At 71.0% G+C, this 24,557-nt stretch carries 19 protein-coding genes and 3 pseudogenes; 11 read left to right on the top strand and 11 right to left on the bottom strand.

Annotated features, from left to right (window positions below):
* Positions 1-49 precede the first annotated feature (49 nt).
* From Phou_RS10830 to Phou_RS10820, 3 genes are all read left to right on the top strand, one after another.
* Entirely contained in the window at positions 50-1,351 is a 1,302-nt protein-coding gene (locus tag Phou_RS10830) for a S8 family peptidase (protein WP_246273481.1), read from the top strand.
* A gap of 594 nt (positions 1,352-1,945) precedes the next feature.
* The gene (locus tag Phou_RS10825) at positions 1,946-2,386 is read left to right on the top strand and encodes a DUF6325 family protein (RefSeq protein WP_173055868.1); all 441 of its coding nucleotides are present in this window, start codon (positions 1,946-1,948) and stop codon (positions 2,384-2,386) included.
* Positions 2,387-2,402: 16 nt separating this feature from the next.
* A complete protein-coding gene (locus Phou_RS10820; protein ID WP_218578939.1) occupies positions 2,403-2,717 on the top strand; it encodes an SHOCT domain-containing protein in 315 nt (104 codons plus the stop codon).
* Here Phou_RS10820 and Phou_RS10815 read toward each other — a convergent pair.
* The 4 genes from Phou_RS10815 to Phou_RS10800 form a co-directional block, all read right to left on the bottom strand.
* Complete coding sequence (locus Phou_RS10815) at positions 2,671-4,200, bottom strand: M1 family metallopeptidase (protein WP_246273480.1); 1,530 nt, start codon at positions 4,198-4,200, stop codon at positions 2,671-2,673. The two genes, Phou_RS10820 and Phou_RS10815, sit on opposite strands and share 47 nt — an antisense overlap.
* 58 nt (positions 4,201-4,258) lie before the next feature.
* The gene (locus tag Phou_RS10810; protein WP_178134958.1) at positions 4,259-6,937 is read right to left on the bottom strand and encodes an AfsR/SARP family transcriptional regulator; all 2,679 of its coding nucleotides are present in this window, start codon (positions 6,935-6,937) and stop codon (positions 4,259-4,261) included.
* A gap of 166 nt (positions 6,938-7,103) precedes the next feature.
* Positions 7,104-8,645 (bottom strand): phytoene desaturase family protein, encoded by a 1,542-nt coding sequence (locus Phou_RS10805; RefSeq protein WP_173055866.1) that lies wholly within the window; start codon positions 8,643-8,645, stop codon positions 7,104-7,106.
* Between the two features lie 10 nt (positions 8,646-8,655).
* A complete protein-coding gene (locus Phou_RS10800; protein ID WP_173055864.1) occupies positions 8,656-9,363 on the bottom strand; it encodes a TetR/AcrR family transcriptional regulator in 708 nt (235 codons plus the stop codon).
* Between the two features lie 108 nt (positions 9,364-9,471).
* Here Phou_RS10800 and Phou_RS10795 point away from each other — a divergent pair, with 108 nt between their 5' ends.
* Complete coding sequence (locus Phou_RS10795; RefSeq protein ID WP_173055862.1) at positions 9,472-11,628, top strand: MMPL family transporter; 2,157 nt, start codon at positions 9,472-9,474, stop codon at positions 11,626-11,628.
* Positions 11,629-11,865: 237 nt separating this feature from the next.
* Here the strand turns inward: Phou_RS10795 and Phou_RS52470 are convergent.
* A pseudogene (locus Phou_RS52470) lies at positions 11,866-12,170 on the bottom strand (IS5/IS1182 family transposase); the annotation flags it as partial.
* Between the two features lie 167 nt (positions 12,171-12,337).
* A pseudogene (locus tag Phou_RS10785) lies at positions 12,338-12,606 on the bottom strand (helix-turn-helix transcriptional regulator).
* A 90-nt stretch (positions 12,607-12,696) separates the two neighbouring features.
* On the opposite strand from Phou_RS10785, the gene map reads away from it, so the two are divergent.
* Positions 12,697-13,506 carry a type I methionyl aminopeptidase gene (gene map / locus Phou_RS10780; RefSeq protein WP_173055860.1) on the top strand — a complete coding sequence of 270 codons (810 nt, stop codon included), beginning with the start codon at positions 12,697-12,699 and terminating at the stop codon, positions 13,504-13,506.
* Here map and Phou_RS10775 read toward each other — a convergent pair.
* A complete protein-coding gene (locus Phou_RS10775) occupies positions 13,486-13,752 on the bottom strand; it encodes a DoxX family protein (RefSeq protein ID WP_246273479.1) in 267 nt (88 codons plus the stop codon). The two genes, map and Phou_RS10775, sit on opposite strands and share 21 nt — an antisense overlap.
* Positions 13,753-14,088: 336 nt before the next feature.
* On the opposite strand from Phou_RS10775, the pseudogene Phou_RS52465 reads away from it, so the two are divergent.
* A pseudogene (locus Phou_RS52465) lies at positions 14,089-14,145 on the top strand (winged helix-turn-helix transcriptional regulator); the annotation flags it as partial.
* Between the two features lie 135 nt (positions 14,146-14,280).
* Here Phou_RS52465 and Phou_RS10765 read toward each other — a convergent pair.
* Positions 14,281-14,673 carry a hypothetical protein gene (locus Phou_RS10765; RefSeq protein WP_173055858.1) on the bottom strand — a complete coding sequence of 131 codons (393 nt, stop codon included), beginning with the start codon at positions 14,671-14,673 and terminating at the stop codon, positions 14,281-14,283.
* 594 nt (positions 14,674-15,267) lie between these two features.
* Between Phou_RS10765 and dxr the strand changes: the two genes are divergently transcribed.
* From dxr to ispG, 3 genes are read left to right on the top strand one after another with little or no spacing between them, the layout of a single operon-like run.
* Positions 15,268-16,473, top strand: coding sequence for a 1-deoxy-D-xylulose-5-phosphate reductoisomerase (dxr, locus tag Phou_RS10760; protein ID WP_371872177.1), 1,206 nt, complete (start codon positions 15,268-15,270; stop codon positions 16,471-16,473).
* Complete coding sequence (locus Phou_RS10755) at positions 16,470-17,750, top strand: M50 family metallopeptidase (RefSeq protein WP_173055854.1); 1,281 nt, start codon at positions 16,470-16,472, stop codon at positions 17,748-17,750. The genes dxr and Phou_RS10755 overlap by 4 nt, the downstream gene beginning before the upstream one ends.
* Positions 17,751-17,760: 10 nt before the next feature.
* Positions 17,761-18,933, top strand: coding sequence for a flavodoxin-dependent (E)-4-hydroxy-3-methylbut-2-enyl-diphosphate synthase (gene ispG / locus Phou_RS10750; RefSeq protein ID WP_173055852.1), 1,173 nt, complete (start codon positions 17,761-17,763; stop codon positions 18,931-18,933).
* Positions 18,934-19,587: 654 nt separating this feature from the next.
* Here ispG and Phou_RS10745 read toward each other — a convergent pair.
* A complete protein-coding gene (locus tag Phou_RS10745; RefSeq protein ID WP_371872101.1) occupies positions 19,588-20,160 on the bottom strand; it encodes a PadR family transcriptional regulator in 573 nt (190 codons plus the stop codon).
* Positions 20,161-20,254: 94 nt separating this feature from the next.
* Between Phou_RS10745 and Phou_RS10740 the strand changes: the two genes are divergently transcribed.
* A complete protein-coding gene (locus Phou_RS10740; protein WP_173055850.1) occupies positions 20,255-20,557 on the top strand; it encodes a P-loop NTPase family protein in 303 nt (100 codons plus the stop codon).
* Here Phou_RS10740 and Phou_RS10735 read toward each other — a convergent pair.
* Entirely contained in the window at positions 20,509-22,011 is a 1,503-nt protein-coding gene (locus Phou_RS10735; protein ID WP_173055848.1) for a glycoside hydrolase family 53 protein, read from the bottom strand. The two genes, Phou_RS10740 and Phou_RS10735, sit on opposite strands and share 49 nt — an antisense overlap.
* On the bottom strand, positions 22,011-23,501 hold the full coding sequence (locus Phou_RS10730) for a glycoside hydrolase family 53 protein (RefSeq protein WP_173055846.1): 1,491 nt from the start codon (positions 23,499-23,501) through the stop codon (positions 22,011-22,013). The genes Phou_RS10735 and Phou_RS10730 overlap by 1 nt, the downstream gene beginning before the upstream one ends.
* Before the next feature lie 182 nt (positions 23,502-23,683).
* On the opposite strand from Phou_RS10730, the gene Phou_RS10725 reads away from it, so the two are divergent.
* Positions 23,684-24,523, top strand: coding sequence for a GNAT family N-acetyltransferase (locus Phou_RS10725; protein WP_173055844.1), 840 nt, complete (start codon positions 23,684-23,686; stop codon positions 24,521-24,523).
* The last annotated feature ends 34 nt before the right edge of the window (positions 24,524-24,557 follow it).

Genomic DNA, 24,557 nt, shown 5'->3' with positions numbered 1-24,557 from the left:
AGGTACAAAAGGGACATTTAGTCCCGCCTCGGGAGGGCAGGTGAGGGCCGTGTTCGGTCTCGTCGCCGTGTTCATGACCATCGCGGTGCCGCTGGCCACGCCGGCGCCCGCCCCGTCGCACACACCTGCGCCCGCACCGGCTCCGTCCACGAGCGACAGCGTCTACATCGTTGTGACCACTGGCGCGATCCAGGCCGAGGCGGTCGCTGACCGGTACGGCGTCACCGCCCGCCACACCTACAGCACCGCGCTGCACGGCTTCTCCGCCACGATGACCGCCGAACAGGCCGGCTCGCTGCTGCGCGACCCCGCGGTGGCGTACGTGCAGCGCAGCATCGCCCACCACCTCACCGACACCCAGTCCGGCCCGCCGTCGTGGGGCCTGGACCGCGTCGACCAGCGGGCGCTGCCGCTCGACAGCGCGTACACCTACCCGAGCGACGCCGCCAGCGTCCACGCGTACGTGATCGACACCGGCGTGCGCACCACCCACGCGGACTTCGGCGGGCGGGCCGAGAGCGGCTTCGACGCCATCGACGGCGGCCCGGCGGACGACTGCCACGGCCACGGCACGCACGTGGCCGGCACGATCGCCGGTACCGCGCACGGCGTGGCCAAGGCCGCCCGCGTAGTCGCGGTCCGCGTGCTCGACTGTGCCGGCGGCGGGACCACCGAGACGGTCCTGGCCGGCGTCGACTGGCTGGCCGCCAACGTCCGTAAGCCCGCCGTCGCCAACATGAGCCTGGGTGGCGGCCCCGACCCGGCCCTGGACGACGGCGTACGGCGGGCCATCGCCAGCGGCATCACCTTCGCGCTGTCGGCCGGCAACGGCTCCGGCGGCGAGCCCCGCCCGGCCTGCAACCAGTCACCCGCCCGCGTCGGCGAGGCGCTCACCGTCTCGGCCACCGACCGCGACGACGCCCGCGCCCGGTGGGCCAACACCGGCGGCTGCGTCGACCTCTTCGCGCCCGGCGTGGGGATCATGTCCGCGTGGGGCGCCTCCGACGACGCCACCCGCAGCCTGAGCGGCACCTCGATGGCGGCACCGCACGTGACCGGCGCCGCCGCCCTCTACCTGGCCGAGCATCCCGAGGCCACACCGCCGGAGGTTGCGGCAGCCGTGATCGCCGCCGCGACGCCGGGCGCCGTCCGGGATCCTCTCGATGGCAGCCCGAACCTGCTGCTCCACATCGGCGACGCGGTCCCGATCTGCCCGCCGACGACACCGGGCCCGCCGCCGTCGCCCTCACCGTCGTTGTCGCCCACACCTTCGCCTTCGCCTTCCGTCACGCCTTCGCCGGATCCGACCGCCTCGCCCTCCGCCTCGCCCTCTGCCAGCCCGGGGCGGTGACCGGGAGGGCGCCTTTGCGATCTCGCAGCGCCGGGCGGGCCGGGACGGGGTGACGGCCGGGATGCCGGAGCAGCTCACCGAAGCGGCGCGTAGCGCGGGCGGAGTTCGCCGGTGCCGGGTGATGACCACGAGCGGGGATGAGGTCCGCCGGCGGCGGGCGTGGACCGGCGGCGTGGATGAGGTCCGGGAGGGGAGACCGGGACGAGATCCGCCAGCGCCGACCGAAGACCGGGGAGGCGTGGGTGGAATCCGCGGGCGGCGGGCGTGGATAGGGAGGCGGGGATGAAGTCCGGAGCGGCAGGCGTGGATCGGACGCGGGGGCAGGGGCCGGAAGGCGGGCATGAGAGCCGCCAGTGCCGGGGCGCGACCCGAAGGGCGGTGATGACCTCAGCGGACAGCGGGCATCGCCCCGGAGGCGCGGATGAGAGCCGCGAGTGCCGGACAAGATCCGTCGGCGCTGACCGAGGACCGAAAACGCGGATGAGATATGCGGCGCGCCTCCAATGACCGGAGGCAACACCGAAAACCGCGAAAGCGAACAAAACGAGCAGCCCGCCCGGGAGAATGGGCCGAAACGCGGCTTTGGGAGGCGCGATGACCAGGGAAGAAGTCGTGGAGCGGGCGCCGCTGGACCTGGTGGTCGTCCAGTTTCCCGGCGACGTTCCGGGAGACCGGCTCGCGCCGGAGCTGCGGCGGTTGGCTGAGTTCGGCACTATCCGGATCATCGACATCGCCTTTGTACGCAAGGAAGACGACGGCACCGTCATCACCTTCGAGATTGGTGAGCGTGCCGGCGAAGACACGTACGAGGCGTTGGACCAGGTCGTGCAGGCCGTCGACGGGCTCATCGGTGAGTCCGACCTGATGGAGATCGGCGAGGAGCTCGAGCCGGGTACGACCGCCGGCGTGCTGTTGTGGGAAAACACCTGGGCCAGCGAGGTGCGGCGGATCGTCGCCGAGGCTGGCGGGCAGGTGGCCTACGCCGAACGGATACCTGGCGCTGTCGTCCGCGCCGTCGAGGCCGCCGCCATCTGACGATCGGAGGTTATCCATGCTTGGACGTCCCATGGTGCGGCGCGGCCGGCCTGGCCTGCTGGGCACCATGGCCCGCACCGCGGTCATCGCCGGCACCGCCAGCGCGACCACCGGTGCGGTCCACGGCTGGCGGGGCCGGCGGCAGCAGCAGGCCGCCCAGGAGGAGGCTGCCCGGCAGGCGGCCCACGAGCAGCGGCAGCCGCAGCAGTCGGCACCGCCGCCTGCCCCTTCAGACCTGGCCGGCAAGCTCCAGCAGCTCGCCGACCTGCACGCCAGCGGCGCACTCACCGACCAGGAGTATGCCGCCGCAAAGGCCCAAGTCCTGGGCTGACGAGCACCGAGGGGACCGGTGCGGCGCCCTGCGGGTACGGCGGCTTGCTTCCGGTAAACAGCCACGCCTCGAAGAGCCCCTCGAGCTGCTGGCCGGAGATCCGCTCGGAGAGTGCCGCGAAGTCGCCGGTGGAGCCGCTGCCGTTGCGCTGCTCGGCGTACCAGGCGCGCACGATCCGCCAGAACGCGTCTTCGCCCACGGTCATCCGCAGCGCGTGCAGCGTCATCGCGCCGCGGTAGTTGACTGACGGGCCAAACAGGTCGAGGTCGCCGGGGCCGGGATCGCCGGGCGGCGGTGTCCAGATCGGACTGTCCGGCGGCTCGGCGTAGAAGAAGTCGAAGACCTCCTGCGCGGTGCCCTCGCCCAGGTGCTCTCTCCACAGGTAGTCCGCCGCGTACGTCGCGAAGCCCTCGTTGAGCCAGATGTCGTCCCATTGGCGCAGCCCCACGCTGTCGCCGAACCACTGGTGGGCGATCTCGTGCGCGACGACGTACGTCTCGCGGGTTGTCGCTCCCTGGTCGAACTGGTCCAGCGAGTAGATCGGCCGGGTCTGGAGCTCAAGGGAGAACACAAGGTCGGGGAAGTCGTCCACGATCGCGCCGTTGGCCTCGAAGGGGTACGGGCCGAAGTAGCCGGCGAAGAAGTCGGTGATCTCGTCGGTGCGCGCCACGGCGTCGTCCGCGAAGCCCGGTGGCAGGTCCGGATCGATGGCGATCACCGTCGGCCGGCCCTCTCGCCACGTGGTCCGCACGTCGAACTCACCGATCGCGGCCGTCGCCAGATAGCTGATCATCGGCGTGCGCTGCTCCCACCGCCACGTCGTCCAGCCGGCCCGGCTGGTCTGCCCGCGCGGCACGCCGTTCGCGATCGCCTCCAGCCCGGCCGGCACCGTGATCGCGAACGAGTAGCTCGCCTTGTCGATGGGGTGGTCGTTTACCGGGTACCAGCTCGCGGCGACCTCCGGAAACCCAGCCACCACCGCGCCGTCGTCGGTGTGCAGGAACCCCGATGGCCATGCGCGGACCGGAAACTGGATGGGGAAGGGCTCGGGCACGCCGTGGTAGCGCACGTCGACGGTGAAGACCGATCCTTCGCGCAGGGTGCGCTGGATGGTCAGCTCCTGCCCCGCCCGGGAGTAGGCCGCCGGCCGCCCGTCGACAAACAGACCGTCGATCGTGAGCCCGACGAAATCGAGGTTGAAGCTGGACAGGTTTGCGGTGGCGCGCGCCCGGATCACCGCGCGCCCGGTCAGCAGGTCTGTGCTCGGCGCGTACCGGATGTCGAGGTCGTAGTGCGCGACGTCGTAGCCGCCGTTGCCGTACGTCGGGAAGTAGGGATCGCCGACGCCGGCCGCCCCCGGCGGAAACCGGCCACCAGCGGCCGCGGGCGCGGGTGTCACCACCGCCGTGGTGGCGGCGACCAGCACCGAGCAGGCAGCGAACCGTCCGAGCCGCCACCACGGCGTCGCTGCGGAGTCCATCATCAACGGGACCTCCATAGGACGAAGAGAGTCGTGGCGAAAGCATGAGAGACCCGACTGGTCAGCGACTGGCCGGCGACTGGTCGAGGCCGTCAAGGCGAGCGCGGAGGCCGCTGGCCGCGTCCGGCGGGCCGAGCTTGTCGTAGATGCTCAGTGCCCGGTGCCACGCATCGCGGGCGGCGGCGAGGTTGTCAAGGCCGACGTGCAGCGCGCCGAGCCGGCAGAGGACACCGGCTTCGACGACGCGTTCACCGATGTCGCGTAGCAGGGCGAGAGCGTTGTGAAAGCAGGTGATCGCCTGTTGGTGGTCGCCTCGGACCTGGTGGAGCGTGCCGAGCGTGTCCCATGTGTACGCTTCGCTGTTCGTGTTGCCGGTCTCCTGAAAGATGGTCAGCGCCTGCTCGCCGTGCCGGAGAGCCTCGTCATGGGCGCCGATGAAGAGTTGGGCCTGGCAGGCGTTGTTCAGCGCGTGGGCTTGTCCGGAGCGGTTGCCGGCGGCTCGGTAAAGGGTGAGCGCCTGCCGGGCGTGGCGCAGGGCGGTCTGCGGGTCGCAGGTCAAGGCGCTGGCGCTGTGGTGGGTGCGGGCAAGTCCGGCCTGGTCGTCGAGTTGGGTGAAGAGTTCGAGGGCACGCTCGACGTGCGTGTCAGCATCGTGCTGGCTGCCAAGGAAGAAGCGCGCGTTGGCCAGGCACCAATGTGCGTTGGCCTGCCCGACGAGATCGGCGTGTTCGCGCGCGGCGCGCAGGGCGGTGCTAACGGCATCGGCCCAGTCGTGCCAGCGTGCCCACCCTTCGAGGTACTCCGCGAGGGTCACCACGAGCTGCCAGCAGTAGGTGGTGAAGCCGGCGTCCGCGGCGGCGGTGACCGTGTTGAGCAGCACGGGAAGTTCGGTGGTCACCCAGGCCAACGCCTGAGGACGGTCGTTCAGCGGTTCGATGGTCACGCCGGGGTGGGCCGGCGCCGGGGTGACCCGGGCAGGGTGGGGATAGAGCAGCGCCGTCGCGTCGTGACTCGTGTGCAGGTAGTGGTCGAACATCCGGCGCTGCGCGTCGTGCCGCTCCGGCTGGGCGTCGTGAGCGTGTGCCAGCTCGACCGCGTAGGCACGGAGCAGATCGTGGAAGCTGTACCGGCCCGGTACCGGTTCGTTGACCAGGCTCAGGCGGGTCAGCTCGGTCAGCAGCGGTCGCACCGACTCCACCGGCGCGCCGGCGAGGCTTGCGGCGGCGGCCGTCGCGATCTCCGGACCGGGATGGGCGCCCAGCAACCGCAGCAGCCGGCGCGCGTCCTGTGACAGGGCGTCGTACGACCAGGAGAACACCGTCCGGACGTCGGTGACCGCGTCCTCGCCGGCCAACGCGTCGAGGCCGCCAGCGGGGCCGCGGAGCTGGCCGGCCAGCGCGGTGAGGGAAAAGTGCGGATGGGTCGCCGCGCGGGCGGCCACCACGGCAAGCGCGAGCGGCAGCCGCGCGCACGCGGAGATGATCGCGTCCACCGCCTCGGGTTCACCGTCGATCCGCCGCCGCCCGAGGCGGCGGGTCAGAAACTGGCGTGCCTCGCCGACCGTCAGCAGGTCCAGCGGGAGCGGACGAGCGCCTTCCACCGCGACGAGGCTGGCCAGCCGGTTGCGGCTGGTCACCACCACCAGACAGCCGGGCGCGCCGGGCAGCAGCGGGCGGACCTGCTCGGCGTCGCGGGCGTTGTCCAGCACGACCAGCATCCGCTTGCCGGCCAGCAGGCTGCGGTACAGGGCGGCCTGGGCCGGCAGGTCCCGCGGGATCTGTGTCGCCGGCACCCGCAGCGCGTCGAGGAAGCCGCGCAGCGCCTCCTCAGGGCTCGTCGCCGCCGCGCCGGGGGCGAAACCGTGCAGGTTCACATACAGCTGCCCGTCCGGAAACCGGTCCTGGACGCGGTGCGCCCAGTGCACCACCAACGTGGTCTTGCCGACGCCGGCGGCGCCCGACACGGCTCCGACCGATGCCACCGCGGTGTCGCCGGGCAGGAGGTCGTCGAGCTGGCGCAGGGAGTCGGTCCGGCCGGTGAACGCGGCGAGGTCGGCCGGAAGCTGGGCGGGACTGGGTCGCGGCGCGGTGGGCACCGCGGTCTTCAGCGCGGCGTTCGAGCGTCCATCGTCCTGGAGAAGGGCCTCATGTGCCGCCGCGAGCTGTGGTGCGGGATCGACACCCAGCTGCTCGGCCAGGCGCCGCCGCGTCTCGTGGTAGACGGCGAAGGCCTGGCCACGCCGGCCGGCGGCATGGCAGGCGCGAACCAGCAGCGCGCACGTGGTCTCGTCCAAGGGATGCGCGGCGACGGCCTGCTCCAGTACCGGCACCGCCGCCGCCGGGTCGCCGGCCTCGATCAACGACTCGCCGTAGCGGGCGACCACGGTGCGGTGCTGCTCGATCAACGCGACCACCTTGGGATGGCCGGCCAGCAGTGGAAGATCGGCCAGCGGCGGCCCCTGCCACAGCCGCAGCGCTCGGCCGAGCAGGTCCGCCGCCTGCCGCGGGTTTCGCTCGCCGTGGGCCACCGCCGCCGCGTCGGCCAGATCCCGGAAGCTGGAAAGGTCGACCCGATCCGCGGGCAGCCCCAGCGCGTACCCGTCACCGACCGCGGGCAGGATCTCGCTGCCGGCGAACCGGCGCCGCTGCGGTTCCAGCAGCCGTCGCAGATGCTTCACGCGGCTGTGCAGCATGTTGACGGCGGTGGGCGGCGGCCGGCTGCCCCACAACGCGTCGACCAACTCGCCCGGGACAGCGGCTGCCCCACGGCCAGGGCCAGTAGTCCCAGCACCGCCCGCTGTCCAGGAGGGCCGAGCTTGACGGGATCGGGTCCGAGCCACACCCGGATCGGACCAAGGACTTGGACCCTCACCTCAACTCCCGCCACTCCCGAGGCTGACTCCCCGGTCAGCGGCCCAGGTCGCGGAGGATGCGCATCGCGGCGTTGTGGCCGGCGGCGCCGATCACCGAGCCGGCCGGGAAGCAGCCGGCACTGCCCGCGTACACGCCGTCGATGCCCGTCGCATAAGGCATCCGGTCGGTGAAGGAGACCGTGTTGTCGATGTGGTGGATGTGGCCGCCGGTGATGCCGAAGTGCCGCTCGATCCCGGACGGGGTCAGCGGAAACGCGTCCGCGACGAGGGCCGACGAGCCTGGCGCGTACGAGTCGCAGATGGACAGCAGGTGCTCCACATAGGACGGCACCTGCTCGTCGGTGATGGTGGCGGGCACCGACTGTACGAACAGGGCCGACGAGTGGTGCCCTCCCTCGTCCTGCAGCGACGGGTCCACTGTGGTGTGCAGGTACCACTCGATGGTCGGCTCGGCGGGCAGCCGCCCCGCGACCACGTCCGTCCACATCGCACGGAGCGAGGCCATCGGCGAGTCCTGGTAGGGCAGGAGGTGGATCGTCGCGCCGAACGGGCTGGGCGCGTCCGCCGGCAGGCAGGTGAAGCGGGGCAGGTCGGACAGGGCCAGGTTGACCTTGAGGGTGGTGCCGGGGCGGCGGACCTCCGCCATGCGCGCGGCGAGCGGCGCCGGCAGCGCGCCGTCGGGCAACAGCTCGATCAGCCGGTACGGGTCGCACGCGCCCAACACCACGTTCGCGTGCACCGACCGCCCGTCTTCCAGGACGACGCCGGACGCCGCGCCGCTGTCGAGGGAGATCTGCTTCACTTTGGTACCGGTGAAAATCTGGGCCCCGGCGGCGCGTGCGGCGTCGGCGAAGGTCCGGGAGACGGTGCCCATGCCGCCCTTGGCGATCATCCATGTGCCGTCGGCACCCGGGAGCCGGCACATGTTGTGCGCCAGGAAGTTGTGACCGGTGCCCGGGTCGTCGGGGCCGGCGTTGAGGCCGGAGAGGCCGTCGGTGACCGCGTACATGGACACGAGCAGCTCGGAGCGGAAGTCGAAGCGCGCGAGGTAGTCGGCGACCGAGCCGCGTACCAGGTCGATGAAGGTCTGCTGGAGCGCGGGCCGGATGTAGCGGTCGGCGGTCTCCTCGACGGGCAGCGGCTCGGCCAGCCAGGCGGGACCGAGGTCGTCGCGGAGGGCGGCGATCTCCGCCTGCATCGCGTCGTCGGCGGCCACGTCCTCGGGCGAGAAGAAGCGTGCCATCTGGGCGCGGGTGGACTCGCGGTCGGTGCCGAAGAGCAGGTACGCGTCGCCGCGCGTGGGCAGGAAGTAGTGCGGGTCGCGGCGCAGCACCGGGATGTCGACGTCGAGCGTCTTGAGCAGCTCGGGAGGCATGAGGCCGAGCAGGTACGAGCCGGTGGAGTGGCCCAGGCCCGGCACCCGCGGGAACGGGTGCTCGGTGCGGGCCGCGCCGCCGATCACGTCGGCGGCCTCCAGCACGACGACGGAAAGGCCGGCCCGGGCCAGCAGGACGGCGGAGACGAGCCCGTTGTGTCCGGCTCCGACGATCACCACGTCCGCGCGAGTCTCGCTCATGTCTGGCACCCTACTCAGGCAGCGCGCCCACCTGGCTCAGGAATTGGACGATCTCGGCCTCGAAGAGCGCCTCCGGCTTGGTCAGCGCCCACCGCACCTGGTGAAACACCTCCATCGCGACCATGCCGTAGAGCCGCGCCCAACCGGACAGGAAGGTGTACGCCACCTCGATCGGAAGGTCGCCGTGCACCTCGCGCAGCGGGCCGAGGTAGGGGCCGAGGTGCTCAAGCATGTACTCGCGGGGCGGCGTGGGCCACGGCTTGCGCTGCCACAGCTTGAGGAACGCGGCCAGGTACGGCCGGCCGAGGTCGGCTCCCGGGTCGTCGGGCAGGCACTCGAGGCCGAGGTCGCCGACGCCCGGCACCGCCGCGCCGAAGACGAGGCCGAACTCGACCGGGTTGGCGACCGCCCACGCCCGGTACGCGCGGGCCATCGCCGCGAGCTGGCGCCCCGGGTCCTCGCCGGCCGCATCGCTCGCCTCGGCCACGACGGCGGCGACCTCGGCCATCAGGTCTTCGGCGAGCGCTATGACGAGCGCTTCGAGGCTGGGGAAGTACCGGTAGATGGCGGGTGCGGTCATGCCCATGTCGCGGGCGATGGCGCGCAGCGAGATGGCCGGCGGGCCGCCGGTGACCAGCAGCTTGCGAGCGCCCTCCTTGATTTCGGAGACGGTGGCCGTGCGCAGGCGTTCCCGCCGGGACGGTGACGTAGCCGTCATAAGCGCGAACCCCCTTGACGCTCGGAAACGGCGATTGCGATAGTAAACATCGTTCACCTGACTGATCGGCTATTACAGCTTAGCGGTTGTGGGCCTGGGGGTAAGCGCATGTTCGCGTGGTGGGGTAGGGCGGTCGTCCGGCTGCGGTGGGGAGTGCTGGCGGCCGCGGCGGTGCTCGTCGTGGTGGGCGCGACCTGGGGCACGGGCGTGTTCGGCAAGCTGACCGGCGGGGGCTTCGACGACCCGGCCAGCGAGTCCACGAAGGCGCGCGAGCGGATCATCGCCGAGCTCGGCAACCAGGACGTGGACGTGCTCGTCCTCTACTCCAGCGCCGCCGCCACCGTCGACCAGCCCGCCTTCCGCGACCCGGTCACCGCCACGCTCGCCGAGGTCCGCACGCTGCCCGAGGTCGCGAGCGTGACGAGCTGGTACGACACGCAGGCGCCCAACCTCGTCTCCACCGACCGCCACGCCACGTACGCGGTCGTGCAGCTGCGAGCGGTCGAGCCGGATGACAAGACCGCGGCGTACGAGCGGGTGGCGCCGGTCCTGGACGCGCCGGGCCTGACCACCGAGGCGGGCGGCTCGGTGCCGTTCGGGTACGAGGCGAACGACCAGACCGAGCGCGACCTGATCCGCGCCGAGACGCTATCCCTGCCGGTACTGCTGGTGCTGCTCGTGATCATTTTCGGTGGCCTGGTGGCGGCCGGCATGCCGCTGCTGGTCGGCGGGCTGGCCATCCTCGGCGCGTTCCTGGCCGTACGCCTGCTCACGCTCGTCACCGACATCTCCGTCTTCGCGGTCAACGTGATCACGCTGATCGGCCTGGGCATGGCGATCGACTACGCGCTGTTCGTGGTCAGCCGCTTCCGCGAGGAGCTGGCCGCCGGCCACGACACCTCGACCGCGATACAGCGAACCATGATCACCGCCGGCCGTACCGTGATGGTCTCCGGTCTCACGATCGCGCTCGCCCTGGCCAGCCTGCTGATCTACCCGCAGGTCTTCCTCCGCTCGATGGGGTTCGGCGGCATGGCCGCCGTGCTGGTGGCGATGCTCGGCGCGCTGACGGTCCTGCCGGCGCTGCTCGCCGTGCTCGGCCCCCGGGTGAACGCGCTGCGCATCCCCACCCCGTGGCGCCGCCGCGAGCACACGACCGGCGCGGGGTGGGCACGGTTGGCCCGCAGCGTGATGCGTCGCCCCTGGCTGTACGTGGTCGGCGTGGTCGCGATCCTCGCCGTCTTCGCCGTGCCCGCGCTGCGGATGGAGTTCGGCGGCTTCGACGAGCGGGTGCTGCCGGCCGGGAGCGGGCCGAGGGTGGTCGCGGACCGGATGGCGGCCGAGTTCCCCGGCAGCACGGTGGGGCCGATCGAGGTGCTGGTATCCGGCGTGCCCGCGGCCGAGGCACAGCGGTTCGCCGAGCGGGTGGGGCAGGTGCCGGGCGTGACCGGGGTGCAGGTGACCGCCAACCGGGGCGAGTCGACGCTGCTGTCCGCCACGTACACCGGCGAGCCGACCAGCGACACCGCGCAGGACACGGTCCGCGCGATCCGCGACCTGCCCGAGCCGGAAGGCGCCGACGTGATGGTCACCGGCCGTACCGCCGCCGACATCGACCTGGTATCCAGCCTCGCCTCGCGGCTGCCCTGGATGGCCTTGATCATGGCTGCGGCCACGCTGGTGCTGCTCTTCCTCGCGTTCGGCTCGGTCGTACTGCCGATCAAGGCTGTGCTCATGAACCTCGTCTCGATCGGCGCCTCGTTCGGCGTCGTGGTCTGGATCTTCCAGGACGGCCACCTGGCCGACCTGCTGCGGTTTACGCCGAGCGGCTTCATCGAGCCGAGCAGCCCGATCCTGATGCTGGCCGTCCTGTTCGGACTCGCCACGGACTACGAGGTGTTTCTGTTATCCCGGGTGCGCGAGGAGTGGGACCGCACCGGCGCCAACACCGCGTCGGTGGCGCGCGGGCTCGCCGCGACCGGCCGCATCATCACCGCCGCGGCGCTGCTGCTCATCGTGGTGGTGGCCGGCTTCGCGACCGGCGGCATCATGTTCGTCAAGCTGATCGGCGTCGGCATGATCGTCGCCATCGTGGTGGACGCGACGCTCGTCCGCGCTCTGCTGGTACCGGCGACGATGCGGCTGCTGGGCCGCTGGAACTGGTGGGCGCCGGGCCCGCTGGGCCGCGTCTACCGCCGCTACGGCATCCGGGAGAGCGCCGTCGCCGAACCCGCCCGCGAACCCGAGCCCGCCGGACGCCCCTGAGCGGCTGGTGTCCCGCCGATCATGAGAGCGTTCCGTTCGGCATGTCGGGTGGTGAGTGTCGGTAGCTGTCCGCAGCGAAGGCCGGTGGCGGGCGGTCTGATCGGATGGTTACGGGATGGTGTGCCAGGCCTTGCGGATGGCGATCGCGTCCAACAGGTTGAGTAGCTGCGGGTTGTCACCGGCCTGTCCGCCGGTGAGCAGGATCGAAAAGTGGTCAACTACGACCGTCGACAGCAAGTGGATCTTCGTGGTCAGTCCGCCCCGGGAGCGGCCCATCGCCTCATGGTCCGTCGCCGCCACCAGGACGCCGCTGGCGCCCCCTTGCCGACCACCAGCCGCATGCTGGTGAGCTCGCACAATCGAGGAACCTACGCGTCACGGCGCCCCTGGCGCAGCTTCCGCAGAATCCCGTTGGTCCCTGGCGGGTGCTCATGCCACCGACCAGACCGCACGCCCGGCTCAGACAGCAACGGCTCAACCGCCGCCCACGCCTTGTCCGTCAACTCACCCCGGCCAACGCCGGGGCATAGTGGACCACCGATCCCTGCGGTCCGGCCGCGTGGACGTCTGCTGCCCCTCCGGGGCCACGGGGGTCCACGATCACAAAGTGCCGGACGTGGTGGACCACAGCGGAGGGTGAGGCCGCGGGAGCAACGGTCCGGACCACCGCGGACATCGCGGTAGCCCAAATCCCTTGAAAGTGGGTCCTCTAGGAGACGGCTTCCAGCGGCAGGTCGCTGCCGCGCCAGGTGGCGGCCAGCTCTTGGACCGGCAGGTTGAGCGCCTCACCGAGACGGATGATCGTGCCGAAGCCGGGGAGGGTAGCCGTCCGGTCTCGATCTTGCGGAGGGTCTCCGGCGAGATGCCCGCCGCCTGCGCGACCTCGGCCAGGTCGCGTCCCGCTCGCGCGTGGCGCAGCAGGGCGCCCAGGCGCCTGCCGGCTTCGATCTGCTCGGGGGTGAGCGGGTGGCGGACCATGCGCCCCAGGATATGGCTGGTATTACTATACCGGCAAGTGTTAGTGTGCCGGTATTACTATACCGACACCCTCTCTTGCGCGAGGTACTCGTGATTGAGCTCAAGACGCCTGCGGAGATCGAACGCATGCACGTGGCCGGGCGTTTCGTCGCCGAGGTGCTCACCGAGGTCGGCCGGCTCGCCGACGTGGGTGTCAACCTCCTGGACCTGGAGCACCACGCGCGCGGCATGATCAAGCGGCGCGGGGCGGAGTCGTGCTACTGGGACTATGCGCCGTCTTTCGGACGAGGCCCGTTCCGCAACGTGATCTGCCTGTCGGTCAACGACGCCGTGCTGCACGGCCTGCCCCACGACTACACGCTGCGGGACGGCGACGTGCTCAGCGCGGACATCGCGGTCGGCATCGACGGCTGGGTGGCCGACTCGGCGCGCACTGTCATCGTTGGTACCGCGGCCGAGGAGGACCTGCGGATCATCCGCGCCACCGAGGAAGCCTTGGAGGCGGCGATCGAGGTGGCGCGTCCGGGCAACCGCCTGGGGGACATCTCGGCGGCCATCTGGGCGGTGGCCAACAGCTACGGCTATCCGGTCAACACCGAGTTCGGCGGCCATGGCATCGGGCGCACCATGCACGAGGAGCCGCACGTTTCGAACAAGGGCCAGGCCGGGCGTGGCCTCAAGCTGCGGCCGGGACTGACCCTCGCCCTCGAACCGTGGCTGGCCCGCACGACCGACCGGATCGTGTACGACCCCGACGGCTGGACCATCCGCTCGGCCGACGGCTCACGCACGGCGCACTCCGAGCACACGGTCGCCATCACCGAGGACGCCCCCTTGGTGCTCACGCGGCGCGAGCCCGTGCCCCCGGCTTCGGCCGGCTCAGAGCCAGGTGGTGCCTAGCCAGGCGGCCGCGGCGGCGGCGGCGAGCAGCGTGATGTTGAGGCCGATCAGTCGAGCCTCGTTGCGGGACAGGTGGACCACGATGCCGCCGACCTGGATCAGGGCGAGGCCGACCGCCGCGGCGACGGCGAGCCAGGCCGCGATGCCGGTCAGTGGTGGCAGGATCAGCCCGGCCGCGCCGAGCACCTCCAGCACGCCGATGGTCCTGACCACCGGCATGGGGATGCGGTCGACCCAGCCCATCATGGGTTCGAGCCGCTCCCGAGTTTGGACGACTTTCCTGCCTCCGGCGTACAGGTAAACGCGGCCAACAGCGCGGCGATGATCCAGTAGGCGAGTTCCACGAGGGCCCCTCGGTGACAGGCGCATCGCGACGACCAGGATGGTTACGCGAAGTGCGTGGCCACATCATGCGTCAGTATTGGGTCACGGGCATGATCCGGGGCGATGGCGGCCGCACATTGCGCGCGATCCTGGACCGGATATGCAACAAATGGACGCTGCTGATCGTGGCGACTCTCGACCAGGGGCCGGTCCGCTTCAGCGACCTGCACCAGCAGGTGCCCGGGGATCTCTCAGCGCATGCTGACCCTGACCCTGCGAAACCTCGAGCGCGACGGTTGGGTGTCCCGCACGGTGTACGCGGAGGTCCCGCCACGGGTGGAGTACACGCTGACCCAGACCGGCAAGAGCCTCATCGCGCCGGCTCTGCGCTGGCCGGGTGGGCCATCGAGCACGTGCCACACGTCGAAGCCAGCCGAGCGGCCTACGAGGCTAGCCGCCCTCGCTTATGACCCTCCCGCCGAGCCCGGAGCGGGATGTGGGTTGGCCGACGAGTTCGACGAGCACGTCGTCGCGACAGGCGTCGCCGAACACCGCAACGACGGCATCGGTAAAAGCGGCGACGAGTCGCGCGATGACCCTGGCCGCGTCTTCCCGTGCGAACACTTCCTCGCGCATGCCGAACGTGACCGAAGGCGCGGCGGTGGCGACGGCCGCTCCGCCGCGCGCCCAACGCCCGGCGGGGATGCCAACGAGCTTGACGTCGACGGAGCTTCGGACCCATTCGCCGTACACGGACACGACGGCGCTGGTCAGCTCGGTGATTAGGCCGGGTTCACGCCCGGCGAGCTGGTCTTCCAGCGCGTAGAGCGTCACGTGGGGCATCGGCAACTCCTCGGTTTTGGAGATCGGTGCCTGTGCGACTAGGCAGTTTAGGGCGGTTGGTTGGCTTGCCAGAAACGATTTCTCCGGCTCGGGTGGCGGGCGGCCTGGTAGCCATTGGTTGATGGCGGCGGCGGTGAGGGTGGGGTGTAACAGACGGCGAGGGTCGTCCACGTTGGAGCGGCCTGCGGTCGGCGTCCTGGTTAGCGTGCTCGGGGATGCACGTTTTGATCCTCGCGGCGGCTTGCAGTGTGCGCCTTATCGGCCAGGACACGGTCCGGGCGGGTGCGTGGCCGGCCACACCGGCGCCTCGCCAGCGGATCGCGTCGGGCAAACGACCCCGACCCGAGGGCACCGACAACACAGGCTCCAACACCACCACTGCGCATCGGTCAGAGCATGCCGCCTCGCCGCGACCGCGCACGGCCATTGCGTGATGACCGCCACCGCCATCAAAGTTCTGTGATGCCGGAACCACGGCTCGGCCGGTCCGTCGACGCCACCCCGGCGGCCCTCGGCGCAACCGCGCGCGGAGGGCGCTGAAAGACGTGCCGAGGGCGCTGAAAGAATGGCCCGGTGAGTGCTCCCCGCGAGATCGTGCTCCTCGGCTCCACCGGGTCGATCGGCACCCAGGCGATCGACATCGTCCGGCGCAACCCTGAGCGGTTTCGGGTGGTGGCTGTCGGCGCGGGCGGCGGCAACGTGGAGCAGCTCGCCACCCAGGCGCTCGAGCTGGGCGTCGAGGCGGTGGGCGTGGCCAAGGCGTCCGCGGCCCAGGACCTGCAGCTCGCCTTCTACGCCGAGGCGTCGCGCCGGGGTTACGCGACCGGCGACTTCCGCATCCCCAAGATCCTGGCCGGGCCGGACGCGATGACCGAGCTGGCCGAGTGGCCGGGTGCCGGCGGGCGCGACGGCGCGGACGTCACGGTGCTCAACGGCGTGGTCGGCTCCCTCGGGCTCGCGCCGACGCTGGCCGCGCTGCGCGCCGGCCGTACCCTCGCGCTGGCCAACAAGGAGTCCCTCGTGGCCGGCGGCCCCCTCGTCAAGGCCGCTATGACGCGGCCGGGGCAGATTGTGCCGGTCGACTCCGAGCATTCGGCGCTGGCGCAGTGCCTGCGCGGCGGTTCGGCGGGCGAGGTGCGGCGGCTGGTGCTGACGGCGAGCGGGGGAGCGTTCCGGGGGCGGCGGCGCGAGGAGCTGACCGACGTCACGCCCGAGCAGGCGCTGGCCCACCCGACGTGGAACATGGGGCCGGTCGTGACGATCAACACGGCCACGCTGGTCAACAAGGGCCTTGAGGTGATCGAGGCGCACGAGCTCTTCGGGATCGGGTACGAGTCGATCGAGGTGATGGTCCACCCGCAGTCCGTCATCCACTCGATGGTGGAGTTCGTGGACGGGTCGACCATCGCGCAGGCCAGCCCGCCTGACATGCGGCTGCCGATCGCGCTGGCGCTGGGCTGGCCCGACCGGGTGGCCGACGCGGCGCCGGCGGTCGACTGGACGCGGGCGCACACGTGGGAGTTCGCGCCGCTGGACGACGCCGCGTTCCCCGCGGTGCGGCTGGCCAAGGAGGCGGGCGCGGCCGGACGCTGCCGCCCGGCCGTTTACAACGCGGCCAATGAGGAGTGTGTGGCGGCCTTTGTGGCCGGCCGCCTGCCATTCCTGGGGATGGTTGAAACGCTCGAACGGGTACTGGACGAGGCTCCGGACTTCGCCGAACCAGGTACCGTCGAGGACGTGCTTGCGGCGGAGGCCTGGGCGCGATCACACGCCCAGCGGATCATCGGTGAAGGAGATTGATGGAGATCTTCGGGATCCTCCTGTTCGCGCTGGGCATCTTGATCTCCGTCGCCCTCCACGAGGCCGGACATATGGGCACAGCGCGGATGTTCGGGATGAAGGTCACCCGCTTCTTCGTGGGCTTCGGGCCGACGCTGTTCGCGTTCAAGCGCAAGGAAGTTGAGTACGGGTTCAAGGCGATCCCCGCCGGTGCGTTCGTCAAGATCGTCGGGATGACGCCGCAGGACGACGACGTCGCGCCGGAAGACCAGCCGCGCGCGATGTGGCGGTACCCGGTGTGGAAGCGCACGATCGTGATGAGCGCCGGGTCGATCACCCACTTCGCGCTGGGCATCCTGATCCTGTGGGGCCTGTTCTCGTTCGTCCCGCTCAACGACGAGTCCAAGCTGCAGAGCCAGCCGGTCACGATCGCCAGCATCGCGCCCTGCGTCGAGCAGCAGTGGAGCGTCGACCCGGCCACCCAGCGCGAGCGGGTGTGCGAAAAGGGTGTCGACCCCGACAGCGCCGCCGTCCAGCTCGGTCTGCAGCCAGGCGACACCATCACCGCGCTCAACGGGCAGGCGATCAGCGGCTGGGACGCGCTCACCGCCAAGATCCGCGCATCCGGCGGCCAGCAGGTCAGCATCACGTACGACCGCAACGGCACCACCGAGACCAAGTCCGTCACGCTGCCGGTCGCCGAGCGGGTCAAGCAGCAGGTGATTCGCGACGACCCGGACCGTTCGGCCGCCGACATCACCCCCGCCGACCTGGAAAACGTCGGCATGCTCGGCATCACACCGGTGATCCCGCGCACCGCCGCGGGCCCGATCGACGGGGTGGGCAAGGCCGTCGAGCAGACCGGCGTGATGTTCGAGGGCACGTTCAGCGCGCTCAAGCGCTTCCCGGAAAAGGTGCCGGCGCTGTGGGCCGCGCTGACCGGCGAGGAGCGCGACCCGGAGACGCCGATCAGCGTGGTGGGCGCCAGCCGGATCGGCGGTGAGCTGTTCGACCGCGGCGAGTGGCCGACGTTCATCCTGCTGCTGGCCGCGCTCAACTTCTTCATCGGCATCTTCAACCTGCTGCCGCTGCTGCCGCTCGACGGCGGGCACATCGCGATCGCCTGGTTCGAGAAGGTGCGCTCCTGGCTGTACGCGCGGATCGGCCGGCCGGACCCGGGACGGGTCGACTACTTCAAACTCATGCCGGTCACCTACGTGGTGATCCTGATCTTCGGCGGGTTCACCTTGTTGACCGTCGCCGCGGATATCGTCAACCCGATCCAGCTGCCCTTCTGAGGTGAGTCCCATGACGGCCGTATCCCTTGGCATGCCCGCGGTGCCGCCACCGCCGCTGGCGCCGCGCCGCAAGTCGCGGCAGATCATGGTGGGATCGGTGCCGGTGGGCGGGGGCTCGCCGGTGTCGGTGCAGTCGATGACCACCACGCTCACCGCGGACATCAACGCGACGCTCCAGCAGATCGCCGAGCTCACCGCGTCGGGCTGCCAGATCGTGCGCGTGGCGGTGCCCTCGGCCGACGACGTCGCGGCGCTGCCGGCCATCGCGAAGAAGTCGCAGATCCCGGTGATCGCCGACATCCACTTCCAGCCCAAGTACGTGTTCGCCGCGATCGACGCCGGCTGCGCGGCGGTGCGGGTCAACCCGGGCAACATCAAGGCGTTCGACGACAAGGTCGCCGAGATCGCCCGCGCGGCCGCCGACGCCGGCACGCCGATCCGGATCGGGGTCAACGCCGGCTCGCTGGACAAGCGGCTGATGGCCAAGTACGGCAAGGCAACCGCCGAAGCGCTTGTCGAGTCGGCGCTGTGGGAGTGCTCGCTGTTCGAGGAGCACGGCTTCCGCGACATCAAGATCTCGGTCAAGCACAACGACCCGGTCGTGATGATCCGCGCGTACCGCCAGCTCGCCGAGCAGTGCGACTACCCGCTGCACCTCGGCGTGACCGAAGCCGGCCCGGCGTTCCAGGGCACGGTGAAGTCGGCGGTCGCGTTCGGCGCGCTGCTGGCCGAGGGCATCGGCGACACCATCCGCGTGTCGCTGTCCGCGCCGCCGGTCGAGGAGATCAAGGTCGGCAACGCGATCCTGGAGTCCCTCGGCCTGCGCGAGCGCGGCCTGGAGATCGTCTCCTGCCCGTCGTGCGGGCGTGCGCAGGTCGACGTGTACACGCTGGCCGAGCAGGTCACCGCCGGCCTCGAGGGACTGCCGGTCCCGCTGCGAGTCGCCGTGATGGGCTGCGTGGTCAACGGCCCGGGCGAGGCCCGCGAGGCCGACCTCGGCGTCGCCTCGGGCAACGGCAAGGGCCAGATCTTCGTGCGGGGCGAGGTCATCAAGACCGTGCCGGAGTCGCAGATCGTCGAGACCCTCATCGAAGAGGCGCTGCGCCTGGCCGATGAGATGGGCGCCGAGCTGCCCGAGGAGCTGCGCGACCTGGTGCCAGGCCCGCGCGTCACCGTGCACTAAACCAAGGTCAGGATTAGGGCTACCGCGACGTCCGTCGTGGTCCGGACCGTTGCTCCCGCGGCCTCACCCTGCGCGGTGGCGCAAGCTCACCCCAGGGCCTGCGGCCGGCCGCGCAACTACGTGACCGCGTGCTGCCCGCTGTGGGGAGCTTTGTCGAGCAGACGGCGACGGTCCGTTACAGCGAGTGTCCCGAGGGGCGTAAGCGGTCAGCTTCTCCCCGTGCTCTACAGATCTTTCGAGGCGGGAGCGCGCGCGAGTCCACCCGCAGTTCGGCACGGTCGTCGCGGTCGGTGACTGTGGATCAGGTGCAGGCGGCGTGAGCTTCGAAATCTTGGTGAGTTAGCGCGCCATTTCGACGCTGACTTGCCAAGATCTGCCGGTGCGGGCTCCTGGGTTGAGCTGGGCGACCGCGGAGGGTGAGGCGTCACACATGTCCGCTGCGTGGATGGCGGCCGGGCCGGCATGGTCCGCTGCCGGTGGCGGCGATCAAGGCCTGGCCCAGGTCGAGTTCGTCACGGCCGTGCGGCGAGCCTGGTTATGCCGGACCACCGCGGAGGGTGAGGCCGCGGGAGCAACGGTCCGGACCACCGCGGACATCGCGGTAGCTCAATGGCGGGTCTCGCGGCACAACCGCGAGACCCGCCACCGCCGTGCTCACTCGGACTCGGCCAGGATGGCGTAGAGCTTGCGCTTGGTCTCGGTGAGCACCTCGAGCGCGCGCTGGCGCTGCTCGGGCGTGCCGTTGAAACCGACCTGGCGCAGCGCGTTCATGATGCCGAAGGCGGCGTCGCGGAAGTCCTGGGCCTGCGACACGGTGTCGTCGGCGAACTCCTGCCACGGCGGCGCCTCCGCCGCCCGGGTGGCCTCCTCGCGACCGGCCTCGGTGAGTGCGAACCGCTTGCGGCCCTCGCCGGTCTCGGCCACGATCAGGCCCTCGTCCTCCAGCAGCTGGAGGGTCGGGTAGATCGAGCCGGGGCTCGGGCGCCAGATGCCGCCGGTGCGGCTCTCCAGCTCGCGGATCATCTCGTAGCCGTGCATCGGCCGCTCAGCCAGCAGGGCGAGCACGGCGGCCCGCACGTTCTGGCGGCGACCGCCGCGGCCGCGGCCGCCGTGCCGGTGGCCGTGCTCGTGGCCCCAGCCACCGCCGCCGCCCCAGCCGGGACCGCCGAACGCGAACCCGCGCATGCGGGCCTCATGCATCTCTTGGAAACCTCTGCGGAACCCCATGGTGCTTCCCCCTCAGGTCGAGCTTCGTTCTGTCGTTGATACGTTGACGATATATCGGTAACCTATCGCCGACAAGTGTTCGGGAGGATGTGACGTGGACGACGAGCTCACCGGCCTGGAGCACCTTCTGCTGACCGGCTGGCGGCAGCGCATGGACATGCCGCGGGCGCGCGCCCTGGCGGCCTGCCTTCTGGTGGGGCTCGGCCTTGGTGAGGTGGCCGACCGGCCGGTGCGCACGTACACGGCGGAGGCGCGCGGCCGGCTCGACCGAGCGGTGCACCTGATGTGCGAAGAGCCCGGCCGCTCCCACGAGGGGACCGGCCGGGCTCGGGACGTGGCGGGGTGGTCTCAGCCGGTGCCGAGCACCGACAGGCCGGGCAGCACCCGGTCGCTGTAGTCGAAGAGGGCCTGGTTTTCCCAGCCGTTGCCGGAGGAGGGGTTGGTCGGGTCCCAGCCGTTGCCGGTCACCGCGGTCCAGGTCGGCTCCCAGTAGAAGACGCCCAGGCCTCGACCGTTGGGCACCGCCTTGACCGCGTTGATGACGGCGCGCAATGCGTCCGACTGGCCCTGCGCCGACGCCGCGTAGCCGCCGGCCTGCTGGAGCGAAGAGTTGAAGATGTTCGGCTCGCTGTCGTCGGCGGCGAGCGTGAAGCCGTACGCGGTCTCGGCCACCACGATCGGCTTGCTGTAGCGCGAGGCCAGGTCGTTGATGTTCGACTGGAGGCTGGAGACCGAGCCGTGCCAGTAGATGTAGTGCGAGACCCCGATCACGTCGAACGGCACGCCGCGGCTGACCGCCTGGTCGAACCACCAGCGGTGCTGGCTGTTGTTGCCGCCCTCGGCCAGGTGCAGCATCACCTGGGTCGAGGAGTTGACCGCCTTGACGGCCTGGCTGCCGGCGGTCAGCAGGGAGGCGAGGTTGGCCCAGTTGTTGGAGCGGCCGTCCGGCCACAGCATGCCGTCGTTGATCTCGTTGCCCACCTGCACCATGTCGGCGGTGGTGCCCTGCGCCTTGAGCGCGTTGAGCACGTCGTACGTGTGGTCGTAGACCGCCTGCCGCAGCGCGGTGAAGGACAGCGACGCCCACGCGGCCGGCTTGGTCTGCTTGCCCGGGTCGGCCCACGAGTCGGAGTAGTGGAAGTCGACGAGCAGCTTCATGCCCTGGCCCTTGATGCGGCTGGCCATGGTGAGCACGCGCGCCTTGTTGTTGTACCCGTCGGCCGGGTTGACCCACACCTTGAGCCGCCCGTAGTTGGCGCCGCTGCCGCGGATGATGGTGAGCGCGTCGCGCTGGGTGCCGCCACTGTCGCGGTACACGCCGCCGCGGTCCTCGCTCTTCTTGAGTGTCGAGACGTCCACGCCGCGGATCTGCAGCGTGCCGCCGCCACCGGTGGGGCCGGCGGTCCAGCTGACGTCGTCGAAGCTGGCCCAGTTGCCCGCGTTCGCGTCGGAGAACAGGGACACGGTGCACTGTCCATTCGAGACGGTGGTGGTGACGGAGATCTGTGTCCACGCGTCGGTGGCCGGCACGGAGGCCCGCTGCTCCGCGCCGCCGCAGTTCTTGAGAGCGAGGTATGCGGCGTTCTGCCCACCGCCGGAGCGCACCCACACCCGCGCGGTGTAGGAGCCGCCACTCAGGCCGGTCAGGGTCTGGGTGGTCTCCCACCGGTACGCGCCCGAGGCCCAGTGGGTGAGGCGCTGGCCGGAGCGCCCACCGGACTCAGTGTAGCCGTTGCCGCTCCAGCCGCTGAGCCCTGACTCAAAGCCGGTGTTGGTCAGCGTCGTCGCCGCTGACGCGGGTGCCGCCGGGACCAGCAGGAGCGCGGCTGCCAGCACGATGAGCCGTCTCATCAAAACCTCCCGAAGACTCGAAGGGCCGGCAGCGCGCGGCCCGAGTAGTCGAAGACCGCCTGGTTTTCCCAGCCGTCGCCCGAGGTCGGGTCGGCCGGGTCCCAGCCGGCGCCGTCCACGGCCGTCCAGGTGGGCTCCCAGTACACGACGCCGAGCGTGCCCGGCACCGCGGCCACCACGTTGAACATGTCGCGCAGCGCGTCGGCCTGCCCCCGCGGGGTGGCGGGGTAGCCGCCGGCCTGCTCCAGCGAGGCGTTGAAGATGTTCGCCTCGTGGTCGTTTTCCTCGAGGGTGAAGCCGTACGCCGTCTCCACCAGCGCGATCGGCTTGCCGTAGCGGGCGGACAGGTCGAAGAGATTCGCCTGGAGCGCGCCGAGCGGACCGTGCCAGTAGACGTAGTGCGACAGGCCGATGATGTCGAACGGCACGCCGCGCGCGATCGCGTTGTCGAACCACCAGACGTGGCCGCCGTTGTTGCCGCCCTCGGCGAGGTGGAGTACCACCTTTGTGGACGGTGAGGCCGCCTTGACGGCGTTGCTGCCGGCGGTCAGGAGTGCGGCGAGGCCGTCCCAGTTGTCCCAGCGGCCGTCCGGCCACAGCAGGCCGCCGTTGATCTCGTTGCCCACCTGCGCCATGTCGGCCGGCGTGCCCTGCCTGCGCAGCGCGGAGATGACGTCGTACGTGTGGTCGTACATCGCCTGGCGCAGCTCGTCGAAGGGCAGGTCCGCCCAGGCGGCCGGCTTGTTCTGCTTGCCCGGGTCGGCCCACGCGTCGGAGTAGTGGAAGTCGATCAGCAGGCGCATGCCCTGCGCCTTGGCCCGCTTGGCCATCGCCAGCACGCGCGCCTTGCTGTTGTAGCCGTCGGCCGGGTCCACCCACACCTTGAGGCGGGCGAGGTTTACCCCGTTGTCGCGCAGGATCCGGACCGCGTCGCCGCGCCGCCCCCGGTGGTCGCGGTAGACGGCGCCGTAGTCCTCGTTTTTGGTCAGGTGGGAGATGTCGGCACCCTTGATGCGCACCGGGTCGAGCGCGCCGCGGGTCAGCGTGAGGTCGTCGGCGTGCGCCCAGCCGTCGCTCGATGCCAGGCGGATCACGCAGCGGCCGGCGGTCACCGGCGCGTCGACCGCCACCTGCACCCACAGGTCCGGGCCGGTGCGGGGCACCGCCACCCGGCGGGCCGGTCCGCCGCACTCAAGGCTCGCCGCCGCAGCACCGCCGCCGCGGACCCACACCCGCAGCGTGTACGGACCGCGGGACAGACCGGACAGACTCTGTGTCGCCGAGGCGGCGGCGGAGAGCGTGAGGCGGGTGGTGCCGGCGTGCCCGCCCGCATCGGCCGTGGCCGCGCCGGCGGTGGCCCAGCCGGCAAGCCCGTCTTCAAAACCCGCGTTGTGCACGGCGTCCGCGGACGCGCGGGCCGGAACAGTCCCCAGGAACCCACCGGCAAGGGCCGCAGACACCGCGACCGCGACCAGCCGTAAGACCTTCATAGCTAGCCTCCTGTGAGCGCTCACAGTCGATTGAAATGGAGTTATGCCTGAAACATCGCCGTCATACTGTGAGCGCTTACAGCGACAACTGTCAAGGTCTGAGGTAGCCGTGGCAGGCGGTGCAGCATTTGCGTCATATCCGGCGGTTCGTTGGCGCGCCGCTTCCATATAGGCTGGCAGATGTGCTGACGGTGCCCGTGCGGCAGCTCGGCGAGACCGAGCGCGGTGCGGTCGAGCGACTCCTCGACCTCGATCCGTTCGGCGCTGCCCAGGTGGCCGAGCGCGTCGCCACGCACGGCCTGTCGTGGTGGCGGGCCGACGGGCGCATCTTCGGATACGGGTCGCGCCGCCACCTTGAGGCACTGTGCTGGTTCGGCGGCCACCTGACACCCGTGCTGGCCTCACCGGCCGCGGTCACCGCATTCGCCGAGATGATCCTGTCCGAAGACCGCGGCTGCTCCTCGATCGTGGGGCGCGCCGACGCGGTGCTCGGGCTGTGGGAGCGCCTCGGCCCGCACTGGGGGCCGGCCCGCGACGTCCGGCCCTACCAGCCGCTGCTGGTCGCCGACGCGCCACCCGCGCTCCCGGCCGACCCGGGCGTGCGGCTGGTCCGCCCCGACGAGGTCGACCAGCTCTTCCCGGCCGCCGTCGCGATGTACACCGAGGAGGTCGGCGTCTCCCCGCTGGCCGACGACGGTGGCCGCGGCTACCGGCGCAGGGTGGCCGAGCTGGTGCGCGCCCGCCGCGCCTACGCGCGGTTCGCCGGTGGTGAAGTGATCTTCAAAGCGGAGCTCGCGGTCGTCACCCGGCACACCGCGCAGGTGCAGGGTGTCTGGGTGGCACCGCAGTGGCGCGGCCGAGGCTTGGCCGGCCCGGCGATGGCAGCCGTGGTCCGCGACGCCCTGCGGCGGGTGGCACCGAGCGTCAGCCTGTACGTCAACGGCCACAACGAGCGAGCCCGCCACGTGTATGCCAGGTGTGGCTTCCGCCCCGCGGGCGAGTTCGCGACCGTCCTGTTCTAGACCCGTTTGGGTGCCTTACCGCCCAGTATTTGGG

The organism is Phytohabitans houttuyneae (assembly GCF_011764425.1).
Classification (GTDB): domain Bacteria; phylum Actinomycetota; class Actinomycetes; order Mycobacteriales; family Micromonosporaceae; genus Phytohabitans; species Phytohabitans houttuyneae.
This window is presented reverse-complemented; position numbering and strand designations above follow the sequence as displayed.

Coding starts and splice junctions, on each gene's coding strand:
- Phou_RS10825 (WP_173055868.1), top strand. CDS start 1,946: ATGACCAGGGAAGAAGTCGTGGAGCGGGCGCCGCTGGACCTGGTGGTC.
- Phou_RS10820 (WP_218578939.1), top strand. CDS start 2,403: ATGCTTGGACGTCCCATGGTGCGGCGCGGCCGGCCTGGCCTGCTGGGC.
- Phou_RS10815 (WP_246273480.1), bottom strand. CDS start 4,200: ATGATGGACTCCGCAGCGACGCCGTGGTGGCGGCTCGGACGGTTCGCT.
- Phou_RS10805 (WP_173055866.1), bottom strand. CDS start 8,645: ATGAGCGAGACTCGCGCGGACGTGGTGATCGTCGGAGCCGGACACAAC.
- Phou_RS10800 (WP_173055864.1), bottom strand. CDS start 9,363: ATGACGGCTACGTCACCGTCCCGGCGGGAACGCCTGCGCACGGCCACC.
- Phou_RS10795 (WP_173055862.1), top strand. CDS start 9,472: ATGTTCGCGTGGTGGGGTAGGGCGGTCGTCCGGCTGCGGTGGGGAGTG.
- Phou_RS10775 (WP_246273479.1), bottom strand. CDS start 13,752: ATGATGGGCTGGGTCGACCGCATCCCCATGCCGGTGGTCAGGACCATC.
- Phou_RS10765 (WP_173055858.1), bottom strand. CDS start 14,673: ATGCCCCACGTGACGCTCTACGCGCTGGAAGACCAGCTCGCCGGGCGT.
- ispG (WP_173055852.1), top strand. CDS start 17,761: ATGACGGCCGTATCCCTTGGCATGCCCGCGGTGCCGCCACCGCCGCTG.
- Phou_RS10745 (WP_371872101.1), bottom strand. CDS start 20,160: ATGGGGTTCCGCAGAGGTTTCCAAGAGATGCATGAGGCCCGCATGCGC.
- Phou_RS10735 (WP_173055848.1), bottom strand. CDS start 22,011: ATGAGACGGCTCATCGTGCTGGCAGCCGCGCTCCTGCTGGTCCCGGCG.
- Phou_RS10730 (WP_173055846.1), bottom strand. CDS start 23,501: ATGAAGGTCTTACGGCTGGTCGCGGTCGCGGTGTCTGCGGCCCTTGCC.